Raw genomic sequence first — 17,590 nt, 5'->3', positions numbered from 1 at the left:
CTCCTACAACTGCACAAGAGGTGTAACGGGCGGGTCGACAGCGGCGGACGGCGCCCGGCCGGTCGTCCGGCTGGTCCCCTGGCCGGTCACCCGGTCGCAGAATCCAGCCACCACGTCGACCGTCTCCCGCGGCGCTTCGAACGGCCAGAAGTGCCCGGTATCGAACAGATGCAGGCCGCTGCCCGCCGGCAGCATCCCCAAAACCTCTGCGTCGTCGTAGAATTCGCGGGGCTGCAGCGGGTCGTGGGCACCCTGGAGCAGCAGCACCGGAGCCGTCCAGGACCGAATCAGCCGGGTGCGCCGGTCCACCCATTCCTGACGAAACGACGAGGAGTGGAAGTAGCGTGGCACCGCGGTCGCGATACCGGGGTGGCTGAACTCGGCGCAGGTGCGCAGCAGATCGTCCCGGGCGACCTCACGTTCGGTGAGCCACGTGTACGCGGTGGTGGCGAAGCGACGGGCCTCGCCGAGCATGGCCGGGGCCTCGGGCGACTGCATCATCGCCTGTTGCGGATGCAGGCTCGGGTGTAGATGCCACAGGTGTTGCTGTCCGCGGCCATATCCGCGGACTCGATCGCCCATCGCCGCGACGAGATGGTCCCCGATGGGGGTGCCGCGGTCATGCGTGATGAGGGTGAATTCGCCGATTCGCAGCGTGTCGAGGAGGGCACCGAGTTGCTCCGCGACGCCGGCTTGCCGATAGTCGCCGCTGCGCTTGTCGGACTGGCCGTAGCCTTTCAGATCGATGGCCAGGCAGTGGTAGCGCGGACTGAGGGCCTCCAGGGCGTAGTGCCACTGCCACCAGGAGTCGGGCAGGCCGTGCAAGAAAACGACCGTATGTGCCGACGGCGCAACGGATTCCACGAAATGCCAGCGCACCGTTTCACTGTCGCCAGGCGCATCGACGAATCTGTGCACTACGGTCACGTCGCCGAGTCGCTCCGTCTCGCCGTCGGCGTTGGGTCGCGCCGACGCCATGTCGCCGAAAGCTGTGACGAGTTGTTCGGCCGTCTGCAACGCGGCGGTCAAGCCGTCCTGCAGCCCTTCGGTAATCCGTTGCGGCGGTTCGGTATAGCTGAGTCCAGTCGTCATGATGCCGCCGATACGGTCGGCTGTGACACGGCGCGGACCACGGTGCCCATGCGCCGGAAAACATTGCCTCCCTGACTCTTTCGCACGCCGCCTTCGCTGCGCACCGCGCTGTGTTCAGCATTGTCGATCGTCACCGCACCGCCTCCTGCTCGCGCGAGTTGTGAATATATCTTCACTTACGAACGAGTTATCAGTCAAGGCTTAACTGAATTAATCTTCAGCAATGAGGTACGCTCTGATTGCAACCCTCCCTGGATCGGAGCAAACGCCTTGCAGTCCGTCGACAAGCCGCCCAATCGCACCGAGCGGCGCAAGCAGCGCACCCGCGCGGCGCTCATCACGGCCGCGCAGGGACTGATCGCCGACGGCACTCTGCACGTGCCGATCCAGGACATCTGCGAGGCCGCCGACGTCGGGGTGGGCTCCTTCTACAACCACTTCGAGAGCAAAGAGCAGTTGTTCGACGCCGCGATCGACGCCGCCCTCGACGCGCACGGTGCCCTGCTCGATGCGTTGACGGCGTCGATCGACGATCCCGCCGCGGTGTTCGCCTTCAGTTTCCGGCTGACCGGGCGCATGTTTTGCCGGCCGGAGAGCCGGATGGTCCTCAACCACGGACTGGAACTGATCACCGCCGAACGGGGGCTGGCTCCGCGCGCCAGGCGCGACATCGCCGCGGCGGCGGCGTCGGGACGATTTCAGGTGGCCGACCCCAAGCTGGCGATGGCGGTCGCCGCCGGGGCACTCCTGGGGCTGGGACAGCTGATCCAGGCCGAACCCGAGCGCGACGCCGCGCAGACCGCCGATCAGGTGACGCGGGACCTGCTGCGAATGTTCGGGCTCTCCGCCGACGAAGCGCACGAGTTATGCAGCGAGCCAATGGAACTCGACGGACTCGAGTCGGCCGGCGAGTTAGATCAGCGGGTCACCGGCTAGCGGGCTTCAAGCCCTCAATCGCTGATGTTGTCGCGCAGGAATGCGATGTCGTCCTTGCGGCCCTCTTCGGCGGTCTCGCAGATGACCGGGGCGTCCGCGGCCCTGACGACGGCGACGAGCAAATCCGGGTCGATCTGGCCGGTACCGAAATTGGCGTGCCGGTCTGCGCCGGAGCCGGCGGCATCCCTGGAGTCGTTGCAGTGCACCAGGTCGATGCGGCCGGTCAGCGCCTTGATCCGATCGACGGCGTCGACCAGCGCCTCTCCGGCCGCCCAGGCGTGGCAGGTATCCAGACAGAAGCCGATTCCCTTGTCGCCGATGCGATCCCACAGCCGGCCGATGGTGTCGAAGTACCGGGCCATCGCATGGTCGCCGCCCGCGGTGTTCTCCAGGTAGATCTGCATGTCGGTTTCCAGATAATCCAGCGCCTTGACCCAGCGTTCGAAGCCGGCCTCCATGTCGTTGTCGTCGGCGTGACCGCCGTGCACGATCACCGCGGTCGCGTTGATCGCCGAGGCCGCATCGCAGGTGTCCTGCAGAATTTTGCGCGACGGAATCCGGATCCGGTTGTTGGCCGACGCGACGTTGATCAGATACGGCGCGTGCACATACAGCGGCACGCTGGACGTCTTCAGCGTCTCGGCGTCATCGCGCGGCTTCGGTTTCTTCCAACTCTGGGGATTGCCGAGGAAGAACTGAACCACGTCGGCACCGTCTGCCTGGGCTGCGGCAAGGGGGTCGTCTTGGTGGACATGTGAACCGATGAGCACTCGTCCAGTCTAGTGAGGCCTTCGGACGCGAGTCGGAGCATAAGGTGTTGAGCGTGACGGACGAGGCAAACCTTGCGGTGGCGCTTTCGGTGGGGCTCTCGGTGGGGAGGGGCATCTCGGATATCACGGGTGAGGCCGCCGAATGCGGCATGCTCGGCTACGGCAAGACCGGGCAGCGCACCGCGGGTATCCACCTTCGGCTGCGGTCGCGGGCGTTCGTCTTCGCCGACCCGGCTCGAGACGGCGCGCGGGTTCTGCTGGTGGTCGCCGAACTGCCGCTGCCGATGCAGAACGTGACCGACGAGGTGCTGCGCCGGTTGGCGACGTCGTACGGCAACACCTACACCGCGCAGAACACCTTGATCACCACGACGCACACCCATTCCGGCCCCGGCGGCTATTGCGGACACCTGCTGTACAACCTGTCCACGAGCGGGTTCCGGCCGGCAACCTTCGCGGCGATCGTGGACGGCATCGTCGAATCGGTGCGCTTCGCCCACGACGACCTGGCGCCCGCGGAGGTGGCCCTGTCACACGGTGAGTTGCGCGGGGCGAGCATCAACCGCTCCCCCGCCGCGTTCGACCGCAACCCGGTGTCGGACCGCGAGTGTTTTCCCGGCCGCATCGACCCGCACACCACGCTGGTGCAGATCGATCGCGGCGAAAAGACCGTCGGCACAATTCATTTCTTCGCCACCCACGGCACCAGCATGACCAACCGCAACCTCTTCATCTCGGGTGACAACAAGGGCTTCGCCGCCTATCACTGGGAGCGCACCCGTTGCGGCGCTGACTACCTTGCCGGCCAGCCCGACCTCGTCGCCGCCTTCGCCCAGACCAACCCGGGCGACATGAGTCCGCACGTGGACGGGCCCATCGAATACGGCCCGTCCAGGGAAGAAGACGAATTGGCGAATACCCGCCAGATCGGGTTGTCCCAATTCGAGGATGCGCTCGGGCAACTAAACCAGGGCACCCCGATCGGCACCGGCGTCGATTCCCGACTCACCTACGTCGACCTCAGCGCGGTCGAGGTGCGCGGGCAGTTCACGCCCGACGGTCAACCGCGCCGCACCGGGCGGCCGATGATCGCCGCCGCGATGTTCGCCGGGACCGACGAGGGCGAGGGCTTTCCCGGCTTTCAGCAGGGACAGGGCCGAAATCCGTTCTGGGACAATCTTTCCCGCGGAATTTATCGACTGGCCAAGAAGGTGCGGGCGACGCAGCAGCCCAAAGGGATGGTGCTACCGGCCCACCTGCTGAACCGGCTGCAGCCTTTCATCCAGGAGGTCGTACCCGTACAGCTGCTGCGAATCGGGCGACTTTATCTGATCGGCATTCCCGGCGAGCCGACCATCGTCTCGGGTCTCCGGTTGCGCCGCACGGTGGCATCGATCGTCGGCGCCGACCTCGATGACGTGCTCTGCGTGGGGTACAGCAACGCCTACATCCATTACGTGACCACGCCCGAGGAGTATCTGGAGCAGCGCTATGAGGGCGGCAGCACCCTTTTCGGGCGGTGGGAGTTGCCGGCACTCATGCAGACCGTCGCCGGACTGGCCGAAGCCATGCGTGACGGCCGGGCGGTGACGCCAGGCGCCCGGCCGCGGCCCCGCAAGCCGAGAAGCTGGCTGCGCTCCGCCCCTGCCGACACCGGTTCCTTCGGCGCCATTGTCGCCGAACCGGACGCGACGTACCGTCCGGGCGACTCAGCGGAAGCCGTGTTCGTCAGCGCGTTCCCCAACAACGACGTCCACCGCAACCGGACCTTTCTCGAAGTGGTCCACCTCATCGGAGACGACTGGGTGCGCGTTGCCGACGACGGCGACTGGTCGACGACGTTCCAGTGGCAGCGCGAGGGGCGCAGTGGCTCACATGTGCGCATCCGCTGGGACATCCCGGCCGATGCGGCGCCCGGGCACTACCGCATCGTCCATCACGGAATGGCCCGGGACAGCTACGGCCGGCTCGAGCCGTTCCAGGCCACCACCCATGAGTTCACGGTGCGCTGAGTTCGGCGCAAGCAAAAGCCCCCGACACGCCATGCGTGCGGGGGCTTTTGCTTGTGCTTGCCGGACTACCGGTAGTCGCTGTACCCGTAGTCGTCCAACGGAACCGCGGCACCGGTCGCCTGGCCGAAGTCCGGGCTGTAGTACTGGTCCTCGTAGGACGGGATCGTGTACGCAGCGGCCCGGGCCTCCTCGGTGGGCTGCACCTGGATGTTGCGGTAGCGGTTGATACCGGTACCGGCCGGGATCAGCTTTCCGATGATCACGTTCTCCTTCAGACCGTTGAGCTTGTCGCTGCGGCAGTTGATCGCCGCATCGGTCAGCACTCGCGTGGTCTCCTGGAACGACGCCGCACTCAGCCACGAGTCGGTGGCCAGCGACGCCTTCGTGATACCCATCAGCACCGGACGGCCGGCGGCGGGCTCGCCGCCCTCGGCCACCACCCGGCGGTTCTCCGCCTCGAACTCCGCACGGTCGATCAGCGAGCCGGGCAGGAACTCCGTCGAGCCCGAGTCGATGATGGTGACGCGGCGCAGCATCTGGCGGACGATCACCTCGATGTGCTTGTCGTGGATCGACACACCCTGGGCCCGGTAGACCTCCTGGACCTCGCGGACCAGGTGGATCTGCACCTCACGCGGGCCCTGCACACGCAGCACCTCGTGCGGGTCGGCCGAGCCTTCCATCAGCTGCTGGCCCACCTCGACGTGGTCGCCGTCAGCGAGCACCCGCTCGGAGCCGTCCTCGTGCTTGAACACCCGCAGACGCTGACGCTTGGACAGCTTGTCGTAGACCACTTCCTCGCCACCGTCGTCGGGGACGATGGTGATCTTGTAAAAGCGCTCGCCGTCCTCGAGACGCACCCGACCGGTGACATCGGCGATGGGCGCCTTGCCACGCGGCACGCGGGCCTCGAACAGCTCCTGGACACGCGGCAGACCGCCGGTGATGTCCTCACCCACACCACCCTGGTGGAAGGTACGCATGGTCAGCTGCGTGCCGGGCTCACCGATGGACTGGGCGGCCACGATGCCCACGGCCTCGCCGATGTCGACCAGCTTGCCGGTGGCCATCGAGCGTCCGTAGCAGGTGGCGCAGACGCCGGTGCCGGTGGTGCAGGTCAGCACCGAGCGCACCTTGATCTGCGTGATCCCCGCCGCCAGCAGGGCCTCGATCGACGGGTCGCCGAGGTCCTCGCCGCGCGCGACGACGACGTTGCCGGCCTCGTCCACCGCGTCGGCGCCCAAAGTCCGTGCGTACGCCGAGGTTTCGATGTACGGGTCACGGATCAGGGTGCCGTCGGGCTGACGCTCGGCCAGTTCGACGACGATGCCGCGCTCGGTCTGGCAGTCGTGCTCGCGCACGATCACGTCCTGGCTGACGTCGACCAGACGACGGGTCAGGTAACCGGAGTCGGCGGTACGAAGTGCCGTGTCCGCCAGACCCTTTCGAGCACCGTGCGTGTTGATGAAGTACTCCAGCACGGTCAGGCCCTCGCGGAACGACGACTTGATCGGGCGCGGAATGAACTCACCCTTGGGGTTGGTCACCAGGCCCTTCATGCCGGCCAGCGTCCGGGTCTGAGTGAAGTTACCCGTGGCGCCCGACTCCACGATCGTGATGATCGGGTTGTCGCTCGGGTAGTGCTCCCGGAGTGCCTGACCGACCTCGTCGGTGGCTTCCTTCCAGATCTCGACCAGGGCCTCGTTGCGTTCGTCGTGGTTCAAAGCACCACGCTGGAACTGCTTTTCGACCTTTTCCGCACGCTCTTCGTAGGCGTCCAGGATCTCCTTCTTGCGCGGCGGCACCAGCACGTCGGCCATCGAGACCGTCACGCCGCTCCGGGTCGCCCAGTAGAAGCCGGCATCCTTGAGCTTGTCGACGGTCTGCGCGACCACGATCATCGGGTAACGCTCGGCGAGATCGTTGATGATCGCGGCCTGCACCTTCTTGTGCATCTGCTTGTTCACGAACGCGTAGCCCAGCGGCAGCAGTTCGTTGAAAAGCACGCGGCCCAGGGTGGTTTCAGCCACCCAGGCGTCGCCCGGCCGCCAGCCGTTGGCGCCGAACAGTTCGGCCTCCAGCTCGGCAGGCGGACGCAGCTGGGTCAGCCGCACCTTGATCTTCGCCCGTACCGACAGCACACCGCGGTCGGCGGCCATGATGGCCTCCGCCGGCGAAGAGTAGACACCCACCTCCGCCGTGTCCTTCGCGGCCGCAACGTATTCGCCCTTGTCACCATCGACCTCGGTGGTCAGGTAGAACAGCCCGGTCACCATGTCCAGACGCGGCATGGCCAGCGGACGGCCCGACGCGGGCGACAGGATGTTGTTCGACGACAGCATCAGGATGCGCGCCTCGGCCTGGGCCTCCGCGCTCAGCGGCAGGTGCACGGCCATCTGGTCACCGTCGAAGTCGGCGTTGAACGCCTCACAGACCAACGGGTGCAGCTGAATGGCCTTGCCTTCCACCAGCATCGGCTCGAAGGCCTGGATGCCCAGCCGGTGCAGAGTCGGTGCACGGTTCAGCAGCACCGGGTGCTCGGCGATGACCTCTTCAAGCACGTCCCACACCTGCGGACGCTGGCGCTCCACCATCCGCTTGGCGCTCTTGATGTTCTGCGCGTGGTTCAGGTCGACCAGACGCTTCATCACGAACGGCTTGAACAGCTCGAGTGCCATCAGCTTGGGCAGACCGCACTGGTGCAACTTGAGCTGCGGGCCGACCACGATGACCGAACGGCCCGAGTAGTCGACGCGCTTGCCGAGCAGGTTCTGGCGGAACCGGCCCTGCTTGCCCTTGAGCAGGTCGGACAGCGACTTCAGCGGACGGTTGCCGGGCCCGGTGACGGGCCGGCCACGACGGCCGTTGTCGAACAGCGCGTCCACCGACTCCTGCAGCATCCGCTTCTCGTTGTTGACGATGATCTCGGGCGCGCCGAGGTCGATCAGCCTCTTGAGGCGGTTGTTGCGGTTGATCACGCGGCGGTACAGGTCGTTGAGGTCGGACGTGGCGAACCGGCCACCGTCGAGCTGCACCATCGGACGCAGCTCCGGCGGGATCACCGGGACCGCGTCCAGCACCATGCCCATCGGCGAGTTCCCCGACTGCTGGAACGCGGCGACCACCTTCAGGCGCTTCAGAGCACGAAGCTTCTTCTGCCCCTTGCCACTTCGGATGACCTCACGCAGGTTCTCGGCCTCGGCGTCGATATCAAAAGTCTCGATCAACTTCTGGATCGACTCCGCGCCCATGGCACCGGTGAAGTACTCGCCATAGCGGTCCTGCAGCTCGCGGTAGAGGTTCTCGTCCACGATCAGCTGCTTGGGGGCCAGCTTGGTGAAGGTGCTCCAGATGTCCTCCAGCCGGTCCAGCTCACGCTGGGCACGGTCGCGCAACTGACGCATCTCGCGCTCGCCGCCGTCGCGCACCTTGCGCTTGGCGTCGGCCTTGGCGCCCTCGGCCTCCAGCTCGGCCAGGTCCGCCTCGAGCTTCTGGGCGCGGGCCTCCAGGTCGGCGTCGCGCTGATCCTCAACGGCCTTGCGCTCCACCACCATTTCGGCCTCGAGCGTCGAGAGCTCGTTGTGCCGCATCTCGTCGTCGACCGCGGTGATCACGTAGGCGGCGAAGTAGATGATCTTTTCCAGGTCCTTCGGGGCCAGGTCCAGCAGGTATCCCAGGCGCGACGGCACACCCTTGAAGTACCAGATGTGCGTGACCGGGGCGGCCAGCTCGATGTGCCCCATCCGCTCACGGCGCACCTTCGCGCGGGTCACCTCGACGCCGCAGCGCTCACAGATGATGCCCTTGAAGCGCACCCGCTTGTACTTGCCGCAGTAGCACTCCCAGTCGCGAGTCGGTCCGAAGATCTTCTCGCAGAACAGGCCGTCCTTCTCGGGCTTGAGCGTGCGGTAGTTGATGGTCTCCGGCTTCTTGACCTCGCCGTAGGACCACTGACGGATGTCCTCCGCGGTCGCCAGGCCGATTCGGAGTTCATCGAAGAAGTTGACGTCTAACACGTAACTCCCTTTCCCCTTGCGGGTTTAGTTACTACTAGCTGTATTTACGCAAGATCCTCGACGGACGCGGATTCGTTGCGCGACAAGTTGATTCCCAGGTTGGCCGCCGCCCGCTCGAGGTCTTCGTCCTCGCCTTCGCGCAGCTCGATAGCCGCACCATCGGACGAGAGCACCTCGACGTTGAGGCACAGCGACTGCAGCTCCTTGAGCAGCACCTTGAACGACTCGGGGATGCCCGGCTCGGGGATGTTCTCGCCCTTGACGATCGCCTCGTAGACCTTGACCCGGCCGACGGTGTCGTCGGACTTGATGGTCAACAGCTCCTGCAGCGTGTACGCCGCGCCGTAGGCCTGCATGGCCCAGCACTCCATCTCACCGAACCGCTGGCCACCGAACTGCGCCTTACCGCCCAGCGGCTGCTGGGTGATCATCGAGTACGGGCCGGTGGAGCGGGCGTGGATCTTGTCGTCCACCAGGTGGTGCAGCTTCATGATGTACATGTAGCCAACCGTCACCGGGTACGGGAACGGTTCACCGCTGCGTCCGTCGAACAGCACGGACTTGCCGTCGCCGTTGACCATCACGTCGCCGTCGCGGTTGGGCAGCGTGCAGGACAGCAGGCCCTGCAGCTCCTCTTCCTTGGCGCCGTCGAACACCGGGGTCGACACGATCTGGTTCGGCTGAGCATGCCGCAGGTCCTCCGGCAGGTTCGCCGCCCAGTCCGGGGCGCCTTCGATGTTCCAGCCGGCCTTGGCCACCCACCCGAGGTGGGTCTCCAGGATCTGGCCGATGTTCATCCGTCGCGGCACACCGTGGGTGTTCAGGATGATGTCCACCGGGGTGCCGTCCGGCATGAACGGCATGTCCTCGACTGGCAGGATCTTGCCGATGACGCCCTTGTTGCCGTGCCGTCCGGCCAGCTTGTCGCCGTCGGAGATCTTGCGCTTCTGGGCGACGTAGACCCGGACCAGCTCGTTGACGCCGGCGGGCAGTTCGTCGTCGTCCTCGCGGGAGAACACCCGGATGCCGATGACCTTGCCGGACTCACCGTGCGGCACCTTCAGTGAGGTGTCGCGGACCTCGCGGGCCTTCTCGCCGAAGATGGCGCGCAGCAGCCGCTCCTCCGGGGTCAGCTCGGTTTCACCCTTCGGGGTGACCTTGCCGACCAGGATGTCGCCGTCGCGAACCTCGGCACCGATGCGCACGATGCCGCGCTCGTCCAGGTCCGCCAGCACCTCGTCGGAGACGTTCGGGATGTCCCGGGTGATCTCCTCGGCGCCCAGCTTGGTGTCGCGGGCGTCGATTTCGTGCTCTTCGATGTGAATCGAGGTCAGCACGTCCTCTTCGACGAGGCGGTTGGACAGGATGATGGCGTCCTCGTAGTTGTGACCCTCCCACGGCATGACAGCCACCAGCAGGTTCTTGCCGAGGGCCATCTCACCGTTCTCGGTGCAGGGGCCGTCGGCGATCACCTGACCGGCTTCCACCCGGTCGCCGGCATCCACGATCGGCGACTGGTTGGCGCAGGTGCCGTGGTTGGAGCGGGCGAACTTGCGCATCCGGTAGGTGCGCCGGGTGCCGGCGTCGTGCATGACGGTGATGTAGTCCGCCGACACCTCTTCGATGACGCCGGCCTCTTCGGCCACGACGACGTCGCCGGCGTCGATCGCCGCACGCAACTCCATGCCGGTACCCACCAGCGGCGCCTCGCTGCGGACCAGCGGAACCGCCTGGCGCTGCATGTTGGCACCCATCAGGGCACGGTTGGCGTCGTCGTGCTCGAGGAACGGAATCATCGCGGTGGCCACCGACACCATCTGGCGCGGCGAGACGTCCATGTAGTCCACCTCGGACGAGGGCACGTACTCCACCTCGCCCGCCTTGCGGCGGACCAGAACGCGCGGCTCGACGAAGCGGCCGTTCTCGTCGATCGGCGAGTTGGCCTGCGCCACGACGTGGCGGTCCTCCTCGTCGGCGGTGAGGTAGTGGATCTCGTCCGTCACCACACCGTCGACCACCTCGCGGTACGGCGTCTCGATGAAGCCGAACGGGTTCACCCGCGCGTACACCGACAGCGAGCCGATCAGGCCGATGTTTGGGCCTTCCGGAGTCTCGATCGGGCACATGCGGCCGTAGTGCGACGGGTGGACGTCACGGACCTCCAGGCCGGCCCGCTCACGGGACAGACCGCCGGGCCCCAGCGCCGACAGACGACGCTTGTGGGTGAGGCCCGAAAGCGGGTTGTTCTGGTCCATGAACTGCGAGAGCTGGCTGGTGCCGAAGAACTCCTTGATCGCGGCGACGACCGGCCGGATGTTGATCAGGGTCTGCGGCGTGATCGCCTCGACGTCCTGAGTGGTCATCCGCTCGCGGACGACGCGCTCCATGCGGGACATGCCGACCCGGATCTGGTTCTGGATCAGCTCGCCCACGGTACGCAACCGGCGGTTGCCGAAGTGGTCGATGTCGTCGGTCTCAACCGGCACCTCGGTGCCGCCCGGGACGGTCATCGTGTGCTGGCCCTCGTGCAGGCGGACCAGGTACTCGATGGTGGCGACGACGTCTTCCTCGGTCAGCGTGGAGCTGGTGATCGGATCGCCGACGTGCAGGCCGAGCTTCTTGTTGACCTTGTAGCGGCCCACCCGGGCCAGGTCGTAGCGCTTCTCCTTGAAGAAGAGGTTCTCCAGCAGGGTCTGCGCGGACTCCTTGGTGGGGGGTTCGCCCGGACGCAGCTTGCGGTAGATGTCCAGCAGCGCCTCGTCGGTGCCTGCGGTGTTGTCCTTCTCCAGCGTCCCCATCATGATCTCGGAGAAACCGAACCGCTCGTGGATCTGCTCGTTGGTCCAGCCGAGGGCCTTGAGCAGCACGGTGACGGGCTGGCGGCGCTTGCGGTCGATACGCACACCGACGGTGTCGCGCTTGTCGACGTCGAACTCCAGCCATGCGCCGCGGCTGGGGATCACCTTGACGCTGTGCAGCATCTTCTCGGTGGACTTGTCGATCGTCTCGTCGAAGTACACACCCGGCGAGCGGACCAGCTGGCTGACGACGACACGCTCGGTGCCGTTGATGATGAACGTGCCCTTCTCCGTCATCATCGGGAAGTCACCCATGAACACCGTCTGGCTCTTGATCTCGCCGGTGTTGTTGTTGATGAACTCGGCCGTGACGAACAGCGGAGCCGCGTACGTCATGTCCTTGTCTTTGCACTCGTCGACTGGTGCCTTGACCTCGTCGAAGCGCGGGTCGGAGAACGACAGCGACATCGAGCCGGAGAAGTCCTCGATCGGTGAGAGCTCGTCGAGCACCTCTTCGAGGCCGCCCTTGGGGCTGACCTCGCCGCGCTCCAGCGCGCGCTCTCGCCAGCCCTGCGAGCCGATCAGCCACTCGAAAGAGTCGGTCTGAACGTCAAGCAGCCCCGGAACCTCAAGCGGTTCACGGAGCTTGGCGAAAGAAACGCGGTTCGGCGCCCCAGGTACGGAGTTGTTTGAGCTCTGGCGGAAATCAGCCAAGATGCATCCTTCCAGCACCTCGTGCGACTAACGAGAACTCGAAGTAGAAGCCGGTGCGACCCGGTGCCCACCAAAGCCTGTTCGCCGCAGATAATTGTGTCGGTTCGGCTGGCGGACGAACTGTCCGGATCTCACGCACGCAACTGAAGCTGAGCCACGGAGTGGGGCTCAGGCTAAGACCACAGTGTCGTTAGCGGCCAAGAGGCGATTGTGAGGTGGGCAGGAAGTAGCCAGCGCAACGTCCAACAATAGCGCAGACGCGCGCATTCCTCAAATACCCACGACAATTAGCAGTCATACGCCGTCCTTGGACTTACGACGAACGATGGCGCTGGCTGGCGACCTCGAGTTGTCCGTGGACAGATACGACACATGCTGCCCAACAGATTGACCCGTTTAGGCCTCGTCGTCAAGGGGTGCGCGCGGCAAGTTGTGGGAAGTTGTGGTTAATTCCGCGACGGCCGCTCACCAGGTGAACAGCACGAGACGACAGCGTGCGGCAGCTTACCAACACTCGGGCTGCGTCAAAATCGCGTCGAGGGCAATTAGGCGGAGACGCTTGGTCCCCCCGCGCGTCGCGCCGCGGGATCAGTACTCGTGCGACTGGAACTTGTGGGTGCCCTCGAGGTCGTCCAGGATGGCCGCCTGGGCGTCCTTGGGCAGCGTGTGCAGCATTGCGCGCACCCGGGCCTGGCGACGGGCGACCGCCTTGCGTTCCGGCATGCCGGGCGACGCCTGGATCTGCGGCGGCACACCCTCGATGTCCTCGACACCACCGGCGTGCTGACCGGCATCCAGCGCGGCCTGCTCTTCGGCCATGGTGGCCTCGTCCTTTTCCTCGGACATACCGATGGGACCGATGCGGCGGCCGTTGAGGAATTGGCGCACCACCGGCTCGTCGCTGGTCAGCAGCACCTCGCGGGGCCCGAACATGACCAGGTGCTTGCGGAAGAGCATGCCCATGTTGTCCGGCACCGTGCGGGCGATGTTGATGTTGTGCGTCACGATGAGGATGGTGGCGTCGATCTGGGCGTTGATGTCCATGATCAGCTGGCTCAGGTACGCGGTACGGACCGGGTCCAGACCGGAGTCGGGCTCGTCGCAGAGGATGATCTGCGGGTCCAGCACCAGCGCGCGGGCCAGGCCGGCACGCTTACGCATACCACCGGAGATCTCACCGGGGAACTTCTTCTCGTCGCCACCGAGACCGACCATCGTCAGTTTCTCCATGACGATGTCGCGGATCTCTTTTTCCTTCTTCTTCGTGTGCTCACGCAACGGGAACGCGGTGTTGTCGTAGAGGTTCATCGAACCGAACAGCGCGCCGTCCTGGAACAGCACACCGAACAGGGTGCGGATCTCGTACAGCTCTTTGGCCGAGCACTCGATGATGTCGGTGCCGTCGATGAGGATCGAGCCGCGTTCCGGCCGCAACAGACCGATCAGGGACTTCAGGAACACGGACTTGCCGGTACCCGACGGGCCCAGGAGGACGCTGACCTCCCCCGAGGGGATCTCGAGCGTGACGTCTTCCCAGATCCTCGAGGATCCGAAGGACTTCGTGAGTCCGTTGACCTCGATGCTGACGCCCATGGGAAATCCTTCCGTCAACGCGCAAATTCGCCACCAGGCCCCGTGTGGCTTGAGTCACTGTAGCGCACGCCCGGTACGCCACATCAGGGTTGCAAAGATAACAATCTGCGGGACGGCCCGAGCAGCCTGTCAGCCCGCCGGAGCCCAATTGCCGTGGAATCCCATCGGTACCCGCTGGGGCAGGTGGACGGTGGCGACCGATTCCAGCGTCTGGGCGTCCAGCAGCAGCAACTGACCCTCGTCGCGGCCGCGGTGGTACCCGTACCCCATCAGGACGCCGTCATCTTCTGCCGGGTCTTCTGCCGCGCCTTCGGCGCCGGCCGCGGGGTTGGGGACGAATGACATCTCGCCGATGACAAGTTCGGGGTCAAGCGGAGCAATCTCACTGGAACCGGTCACATAGTCGTGCTTGTACAGGGCGGTCACCATCGGCGTCCCCTCCTGCTGGGCGAGATAGCCGTCGTCGACTCCGACGGCGTAGCCGAACCGGTGCCGGGCGCCGGTCAGCGTCTCGTTGATCCGGGGGAACTCCTGTGGCCGGTCGTCGCGGCGTTCGGTCGACACCGCTCCGGTGGCGAGGTTGATGGTCCAGCGTTCCAGCATCGGCTGGGTGTCTCCGGGGCCGCGCCGGTCGCGATCGAACATCCGGGCGTAACTCACCACATCCAGTACCAGGACTTCGGAGCCGTTGCGGGTTTCGGAGTAGGCGTTGAGCGGGTGGTAGACGTAGCAGGGTTCGATGTCGAACCACCGCACGTCGCGGTTGGAGCCCTCACGCGGCATCACCCCGATGCGCGCGGGATACGACGGGTTCCACGCGTAGGGCATGCGGTCGGTCGGCTTCGGGTTGCTGTTCAGCCGGGCGGCGATCGGACTCGGCACCCGCACGCGCCCCACCAGCGACTGCATCACCAGCTGAGCCGGGACGCTCATCCACCGCGGAATCTTGACCGGCAGTACCTGCCCCGGGTCGAAGGTGACCGGCAGGTCGTAGATGACGACATATTTATCCGTGAGGGAGAAGTCGTGCATCATCGGCGATCCGCTCACCTTGATGTCGACGGTGCGACGGGCCCGTCCCTGGGTGTCGATCACCGAATACTGGACCGTTCGCCCGCGGGCGAAGGAGTAGGAGACGGCGTGCAGTTCGCCGGTGTGCGGGTCCCGGTGCGGGTGGGCGGTGTAGCCGCCGTACAGCGTCCCGTCGAAGTCGCAGGTGCCGATGGTGTCGAGTTCTTCGGTGAGTTCGTAGTTGGCGACGCCGCCCTCCACCAGCGCCAGAGTGCGCCCCGCGTGGGCCAGCACGCTGGTGTTGGCGCCCAGAGCCAGCATGCCGGCCCGGGGGTCCAACCGGGCGGGCGCCGGTTCGCCGAGTTTGGCCGCCACCGTCGCGCTACGTACCCAGCGGTTGCGGTACCAGCGGGCCTGCCCGTCCTGCAGCGACACCCCGTGCACCATCCCGTCACCGCTGAACCAGTGATAGGTGGCCGGGTTCACCTCCGCGGCCGGGTTGGGCCCGTTGCGCAGGTAGCGCCCGTCCAGATGCTCGGGAATCCGCCCGGTGACCTGCAGGTCAGTGGCGGTGACTTCGGCGGCCACCGGTGCCAGAAAGTCCTCGAGGTAGGGGTTCCGGATTTCGGCCGTCTGCGTCACCGTCATGTCTGAGCTCCTATAACATTGTTATTTCAGCGTTATTCGAACGGTACGCTGGAGATCGAAAGATGGCAATATTGTTTGGCGAGATGACTCCCGACCCGACCCCGCGCAGTGTCCGCGACGACTTGCTGCACGCCGCCGTGGGACTGCTCAACGACCACGGACCCGACGCGCTGCAGACCCGCAAGGTGGCCAGTGCCGCGGGAACGTCGACGATGGCCGTCTACACCCACTTCGGCGGCATGCGTGAACTCATCGCCGCGGTCGCGGAAGAGGGTCTGCGGCAATTCGGCGCGGCGCTGACGGTGCCGGAGACCGACGATCCGGTGGCCGACCTGATGGCCGTGGGCGCCGCCTACCGGCGCTACGCGATCGAACGACCGCACATGTACCGGTTGATGTTCGGCAGCACCAGCGCGCACGGCATCAATGCCCCGGCCGGCAACGTCCTGACGCTGACCCTGGACGAGATCGAGCAGCAAGACACCAGCTTCGCCCGCGTCGTGCACGCCGTACACCGCTCGATGCTCGCCGGCCGGATCACGGCTTCGGCCGGCGATGACGACGCCGCCGTGGTGGCGACAGCCGCCCAGTTCTGGGCGCTGATCCATGGCTTCGTGATGCTGGAGCTGGCCGGGTTCTACGGCGAAGACGGGTCCGCCCTGTTACCTGTGCTCGCCGGGATGACCACCAATCTTCTTGTCGCGCTGGGTGATTCACCGGAACGCGTGCACCAGTCGCGGCAGGCGCTGATCGCGGCGCGCTGAGTGCGACCGGGCACGCAAAAGCCCCCGGTGCCCGTGGGCTCCGGGGGCTTTTGCGCCATTGCTGGCGCAATGACTACTTGACGGTGACGCTGGCGCCGGCGGCCTCGAGCTTGCCCTTGGCCTCGTCGGCGGCCTCCTTGGAGACCTTCTCGAGCAGCGGCTTGGGGGCGCTGTCGACCAGGTCCTTGGCCTCCTTGAGGCCCAGGCCGGAGACGATCTCACGCACCACCTTGATGACGCCGATCTTCTTCTCGCCGGCGCCCTCGAGGATCACGTCAAACTCCGACTGCTCCTCGGCGGCCTCGGCGGGAGCACCGCCACCGCCACCGCCGGCGGCGGCGACGGCGACCGGAGCGGCCGCGGTGACCTCAAAGGTCTCCTCGAACTTCTTGACGAAGTCCGACAGCTCCAACAGGGTCATTTCCTTGAAAGCGTCGAGCAGGTCGTCGCTGGAGATCTTTGCCATGGTGTTTTCCTCCTGAGTTTCTTCAGTTTCTCGGGTTTGTGGGGGGTTATTCGGCGGCTTCGGGGGTTGCCTCAGCGGCCTCGGCGGCAGGAGCCGCGGTGGTCGCGGGGGCTTCCGTGCCCTTCTTCTCCTGGAGGGCAGCCAGCAGGCGGGCCATCTGCGACGCGGGTGCGTTGAACAGCCCGGCAGCCTTGGCGAGGTTGCCCTTCATTGCGCCGGCCAGCTTGGCCAGCAGCACCTCGCGGGTTTCCAGGTCCGCGATGCGCTCGACTTCGGCGACGGTCAGCGGGTGGCCGTCCATGTAGCCGCCCTTGATGACCAGCGCCTTGTGCTCCTTGGCGAAAGTCTTCAGGGCCTTGGCCGCGTCGACCGGCTCGCCGGTGACGAACGCGATCGCCGTCGGGCCGGCGAACAACTCGTCGAGGCCTTCGATGCCGGCCTCGGACGCCGCCCGCTTGATGAGGGTGTTCTTGGCCACCGCGTAGGTGGTCGACTCCCCCAGCGACCGGCGCAGCTCGGCCAGGTTCGCCACGGACAGGCCGCGGTACTCGGTGATGACCGTCGCCGTCGAGGCCTTGAAGTGCTCTGTGATGTCTGCGACGGCGGTGGCCTTGTCAGCCCTGGCCATGCATACCTCCTGCAAATGTGGTGGCCACCGGAGGAACGACGAACGCCCCGGCGCAGGATGCGGCCGGGGCGTGAAATGCACCGGCGCGCGCGCCGGCGATGATGCCTCGTCCTCCTGCGTGGGCCGCCGGGGATGTTCCCGG

The 17,590-nt window shown here is 66.0% G+C and carries 12 protein-coding genes; 3 read left to right on the top strand and 9 right to left on the bottom strand.

Going from position 1 to position 17,590, the window contains the following annotated elements; genetic code table 11:
* Nucleotides 1–3 precede the first annotated feature (3 nt).
* Entirely contained in the window at nt 4–1,092 is a 1,089-nt protein-coding gene (locus tag C0J29_RS05470; protein WP_120791726.1) for an alpha/beta fold hydrolase, read from the bottom strand.
* Nucleotides 1,089–1,226 carry a hypothetical protein gene (locus C0J29_RS32690; protein WP_162951392.1) on the bottom strand — a complete coding sequence of 46 codons (138 nt, stop codon included), beginning with the start codon at nt 1,224–1,226 and terminating at the stop codon, nt 1,089–1,091. The genes C0J29_RS05470 and C0J29_RS32690 overlap by 4 nt, the downstream gene beginning before the upstream one ends.
* Nucleotides 1,227–1,362: 136 nt before the next feature.
* Here C0J29_RS32690 and C0J29_RS05465 point away from each other — a divergent pair, with 136 nt between their 5' ends.
* Complete coding sequence (locus tag C0J29_RS05465; protein WP_120791725.1) at nt 1,363–2,028, top strand: TetR/AcrR family transcriptional regulator; 666 nt, start codon at nt 1,363–1,365, stop codon at nt 2,026–2,028.
* A gap of 14 nt (nt 2,029–2,042) precedes the next feature.
* Here C0J29_RS05465 and C0J29_RS05460 read toward each other — a convergent pair whose 3' ends face one another.
* Nucleotides 2,043–2,798 carry a deoxyribonuclease IV gene (locus C0J29_RS05460; RefSeq protein ID WP_065046078.1) on the bottom strand — a complete coding sequence of 252 codons (756 nt, stop codon included), beginning with the start codon at nt 2,796–2,798 and terminating at the stop codon, nt 2,043–2,045.
* A gap of 89 nt (nt 2,799–2,887) precedes the next feature.
* On the opposite strand from C0J29_RS05460, the gene C0J29_RS05455 reads away from it, so the two are divergent.
* The gene (locus C0J29_RS05455; RefSeq protein ID WP_277950736.1) at nt 2,888–4,810 is read left to right on the top strand and encodes a neutral ceramidase; all 1,923 of its coding nucleotides are present in this window, start codon (nt 2,888–2,890) and stop codon (nt 4,808–4,810) included.
* 65 nt (nt 4,811–4,875) lie between these two features.
* On the opposite strand, the gene C0J29_RS05450 is transcribed toward C0J29_RS05455, so the two are convergent.
* From C0J29_RS05450 to C0J29_RS05430, 4 genes are all read right to left on the bottom strand, one after another.
* Nucleotides 4,876–8,826: a DNA-directed RNA polymerase subunit beta' gene (locus tag C0J29_RS05450; RefSeq protein WP_065046077.1), complete on the bottom strand. Its 3,951-nt coding sequence runs from the start codon at nt 8,824–8,826 to the stop codon at nt 4,876–4,878.
* Between the two features lie 44 nt (nt 8,827–8,870).
* Nucleotides 8,871–12,356 (bottom strand): DNA-directed RNA polymerase subunit beta, encoded by a 3,486-nt coding sequence (rpoB, locus tag C0J29_RS05445; RefSeq protein ID WP_065165191.1) that lies wholly within the window; start codon nt 12,354–12,356, stop codon nt 8,871–8,873.
* A 570-nt stretch (nt 12,357–12,926) separates the two neighbouring features.
* On the bottom strand, nt 12,927–13,931 hold the full coding sequence (locus C0J29_RS05435; protein WP_065044465.1) for an ABC transporter ATP-binding protein: 1,005 nt from the start codon (nt 13,929–13,931) through the stop codon (nt 12,927–12,929).
* Nucleotides 13,932–14,060: 129 nt separating this feature from the next.
* A complete protein-coding gene (locus C0J29_RS05430) occupies nt 14,061–15,590 on the bottom strand; it encodes a carotenoid oxygenase family protein (RefSeq protein ID WP_120791724.1) in 1,530 nt (509 codons plus the stop codon).
* Nucleotides 15,591–15,673: 83 nt separating this feature from the next.
* On the opposite strand from C0J29_RS05430, the gene C0J29_RS05425 reads away from it, so the two are divergent.
* Nucleotides 15,674–16,354 (top strand): TetR/AcrR family transcriptional regulator, encoded by a 681-nt coding sequence (locus C0J29_RS05425; RefSeq protein ID WP_120794569.1) that lies wholly within the window; start codon nt 15,674–15,676, stop codon nt 16,352–16,354.
* Nucleotides 16,355–16,427: 73 nt separating this feature from the next.
* On the opposite strand, the gene rplL is transcribed toward C0J29_RS05425, so the two are convergent.
* Nucleotides 16,428–16,820, bottom strand: coding sequence for a 50S ribosomal protein L7/L12 (gene rplL / locus C0J29_RS05420; protein ID WP_055578857.1), 393 nt, complete (start codon nt 16,818–16,820; stop codon nt 16,428–16,430).
* 46 nt (nt 16,821–16,866) lie between these two features.
* On the bottom strand, nt 16,867–17,448 hold the full coding sequence (rplJ, locus tag C0J29_RS05415) for a 50S ribosomal protein L10 (RefSeq protein WP_065165189.1): 582 nt from the start codon (nt 17,446–17,448) through the stop codon (nt 16,867–16,869).
* Nucleotides 17,449–17,590 lie beyond the last annotated feature (142 nt).

The organism is Mycobacterium paragordonae, from assembly GCF_003614435.1.
In the GTDB taxonomy this organism is placed as follows: Bacteria; Actinomycetota; Actinomycetes; order Mycobacteriales; family Mycobacteriaceae; genus Mycobacterium; species Mycobacterium paragordonae.
This window is presented reverse-complemented; position numbering and strand designations above follow the sequence as displayed.

What these genes read in the sequence shown, in the direction of transcription:
- C0J29_RS05425 (WP_120794569.1), top strand. Translation starts at nt 15,674, where the DNA reads ATGACTCCCGACCCGACCCCGCGCAGTGTCCGCGACGACTTGCTGCAC.
- rplJ (WP_065165189.1), bottom strand. Translation starts at nt 17,448, where the DNA reads ATGGCCAGGGCTGACAAGGCCACCGCCGTCGCAGACATCACAGAGCAC.
- C0J29_RS05470 (WP_120791726.1), bottom strand. Translation starts at nt 1,092, where the DNA reads ATGACGACTGGACTCAGCTATACCGAACCGCCGCAACGGATTACCGAA.
- C0J29_RS05435 (WP_065044465.1), bottom strand. Translation starts at nt 13,931, where the DNA reads ATGGGCGTCAGCATCGAGGTCAACGGACTCACGAAGTCCTTCGGATCC.
- rplL (WP_055578857.1), bottom strand. Translation starts at nt 16,820, where the DNA reads ATGGCAAAGATCTCCAGCGACGACCTGCTCGACGCTTTCAAGGAAATG.
- C0J29_RS05430 (WP_120791724.1), bottom strand. Translation starts at nt 15,590, where the DNA reads ATGACGGTGACGCAGACGGCCGAAATCCGGAACCCCTACCTCGAGGAC.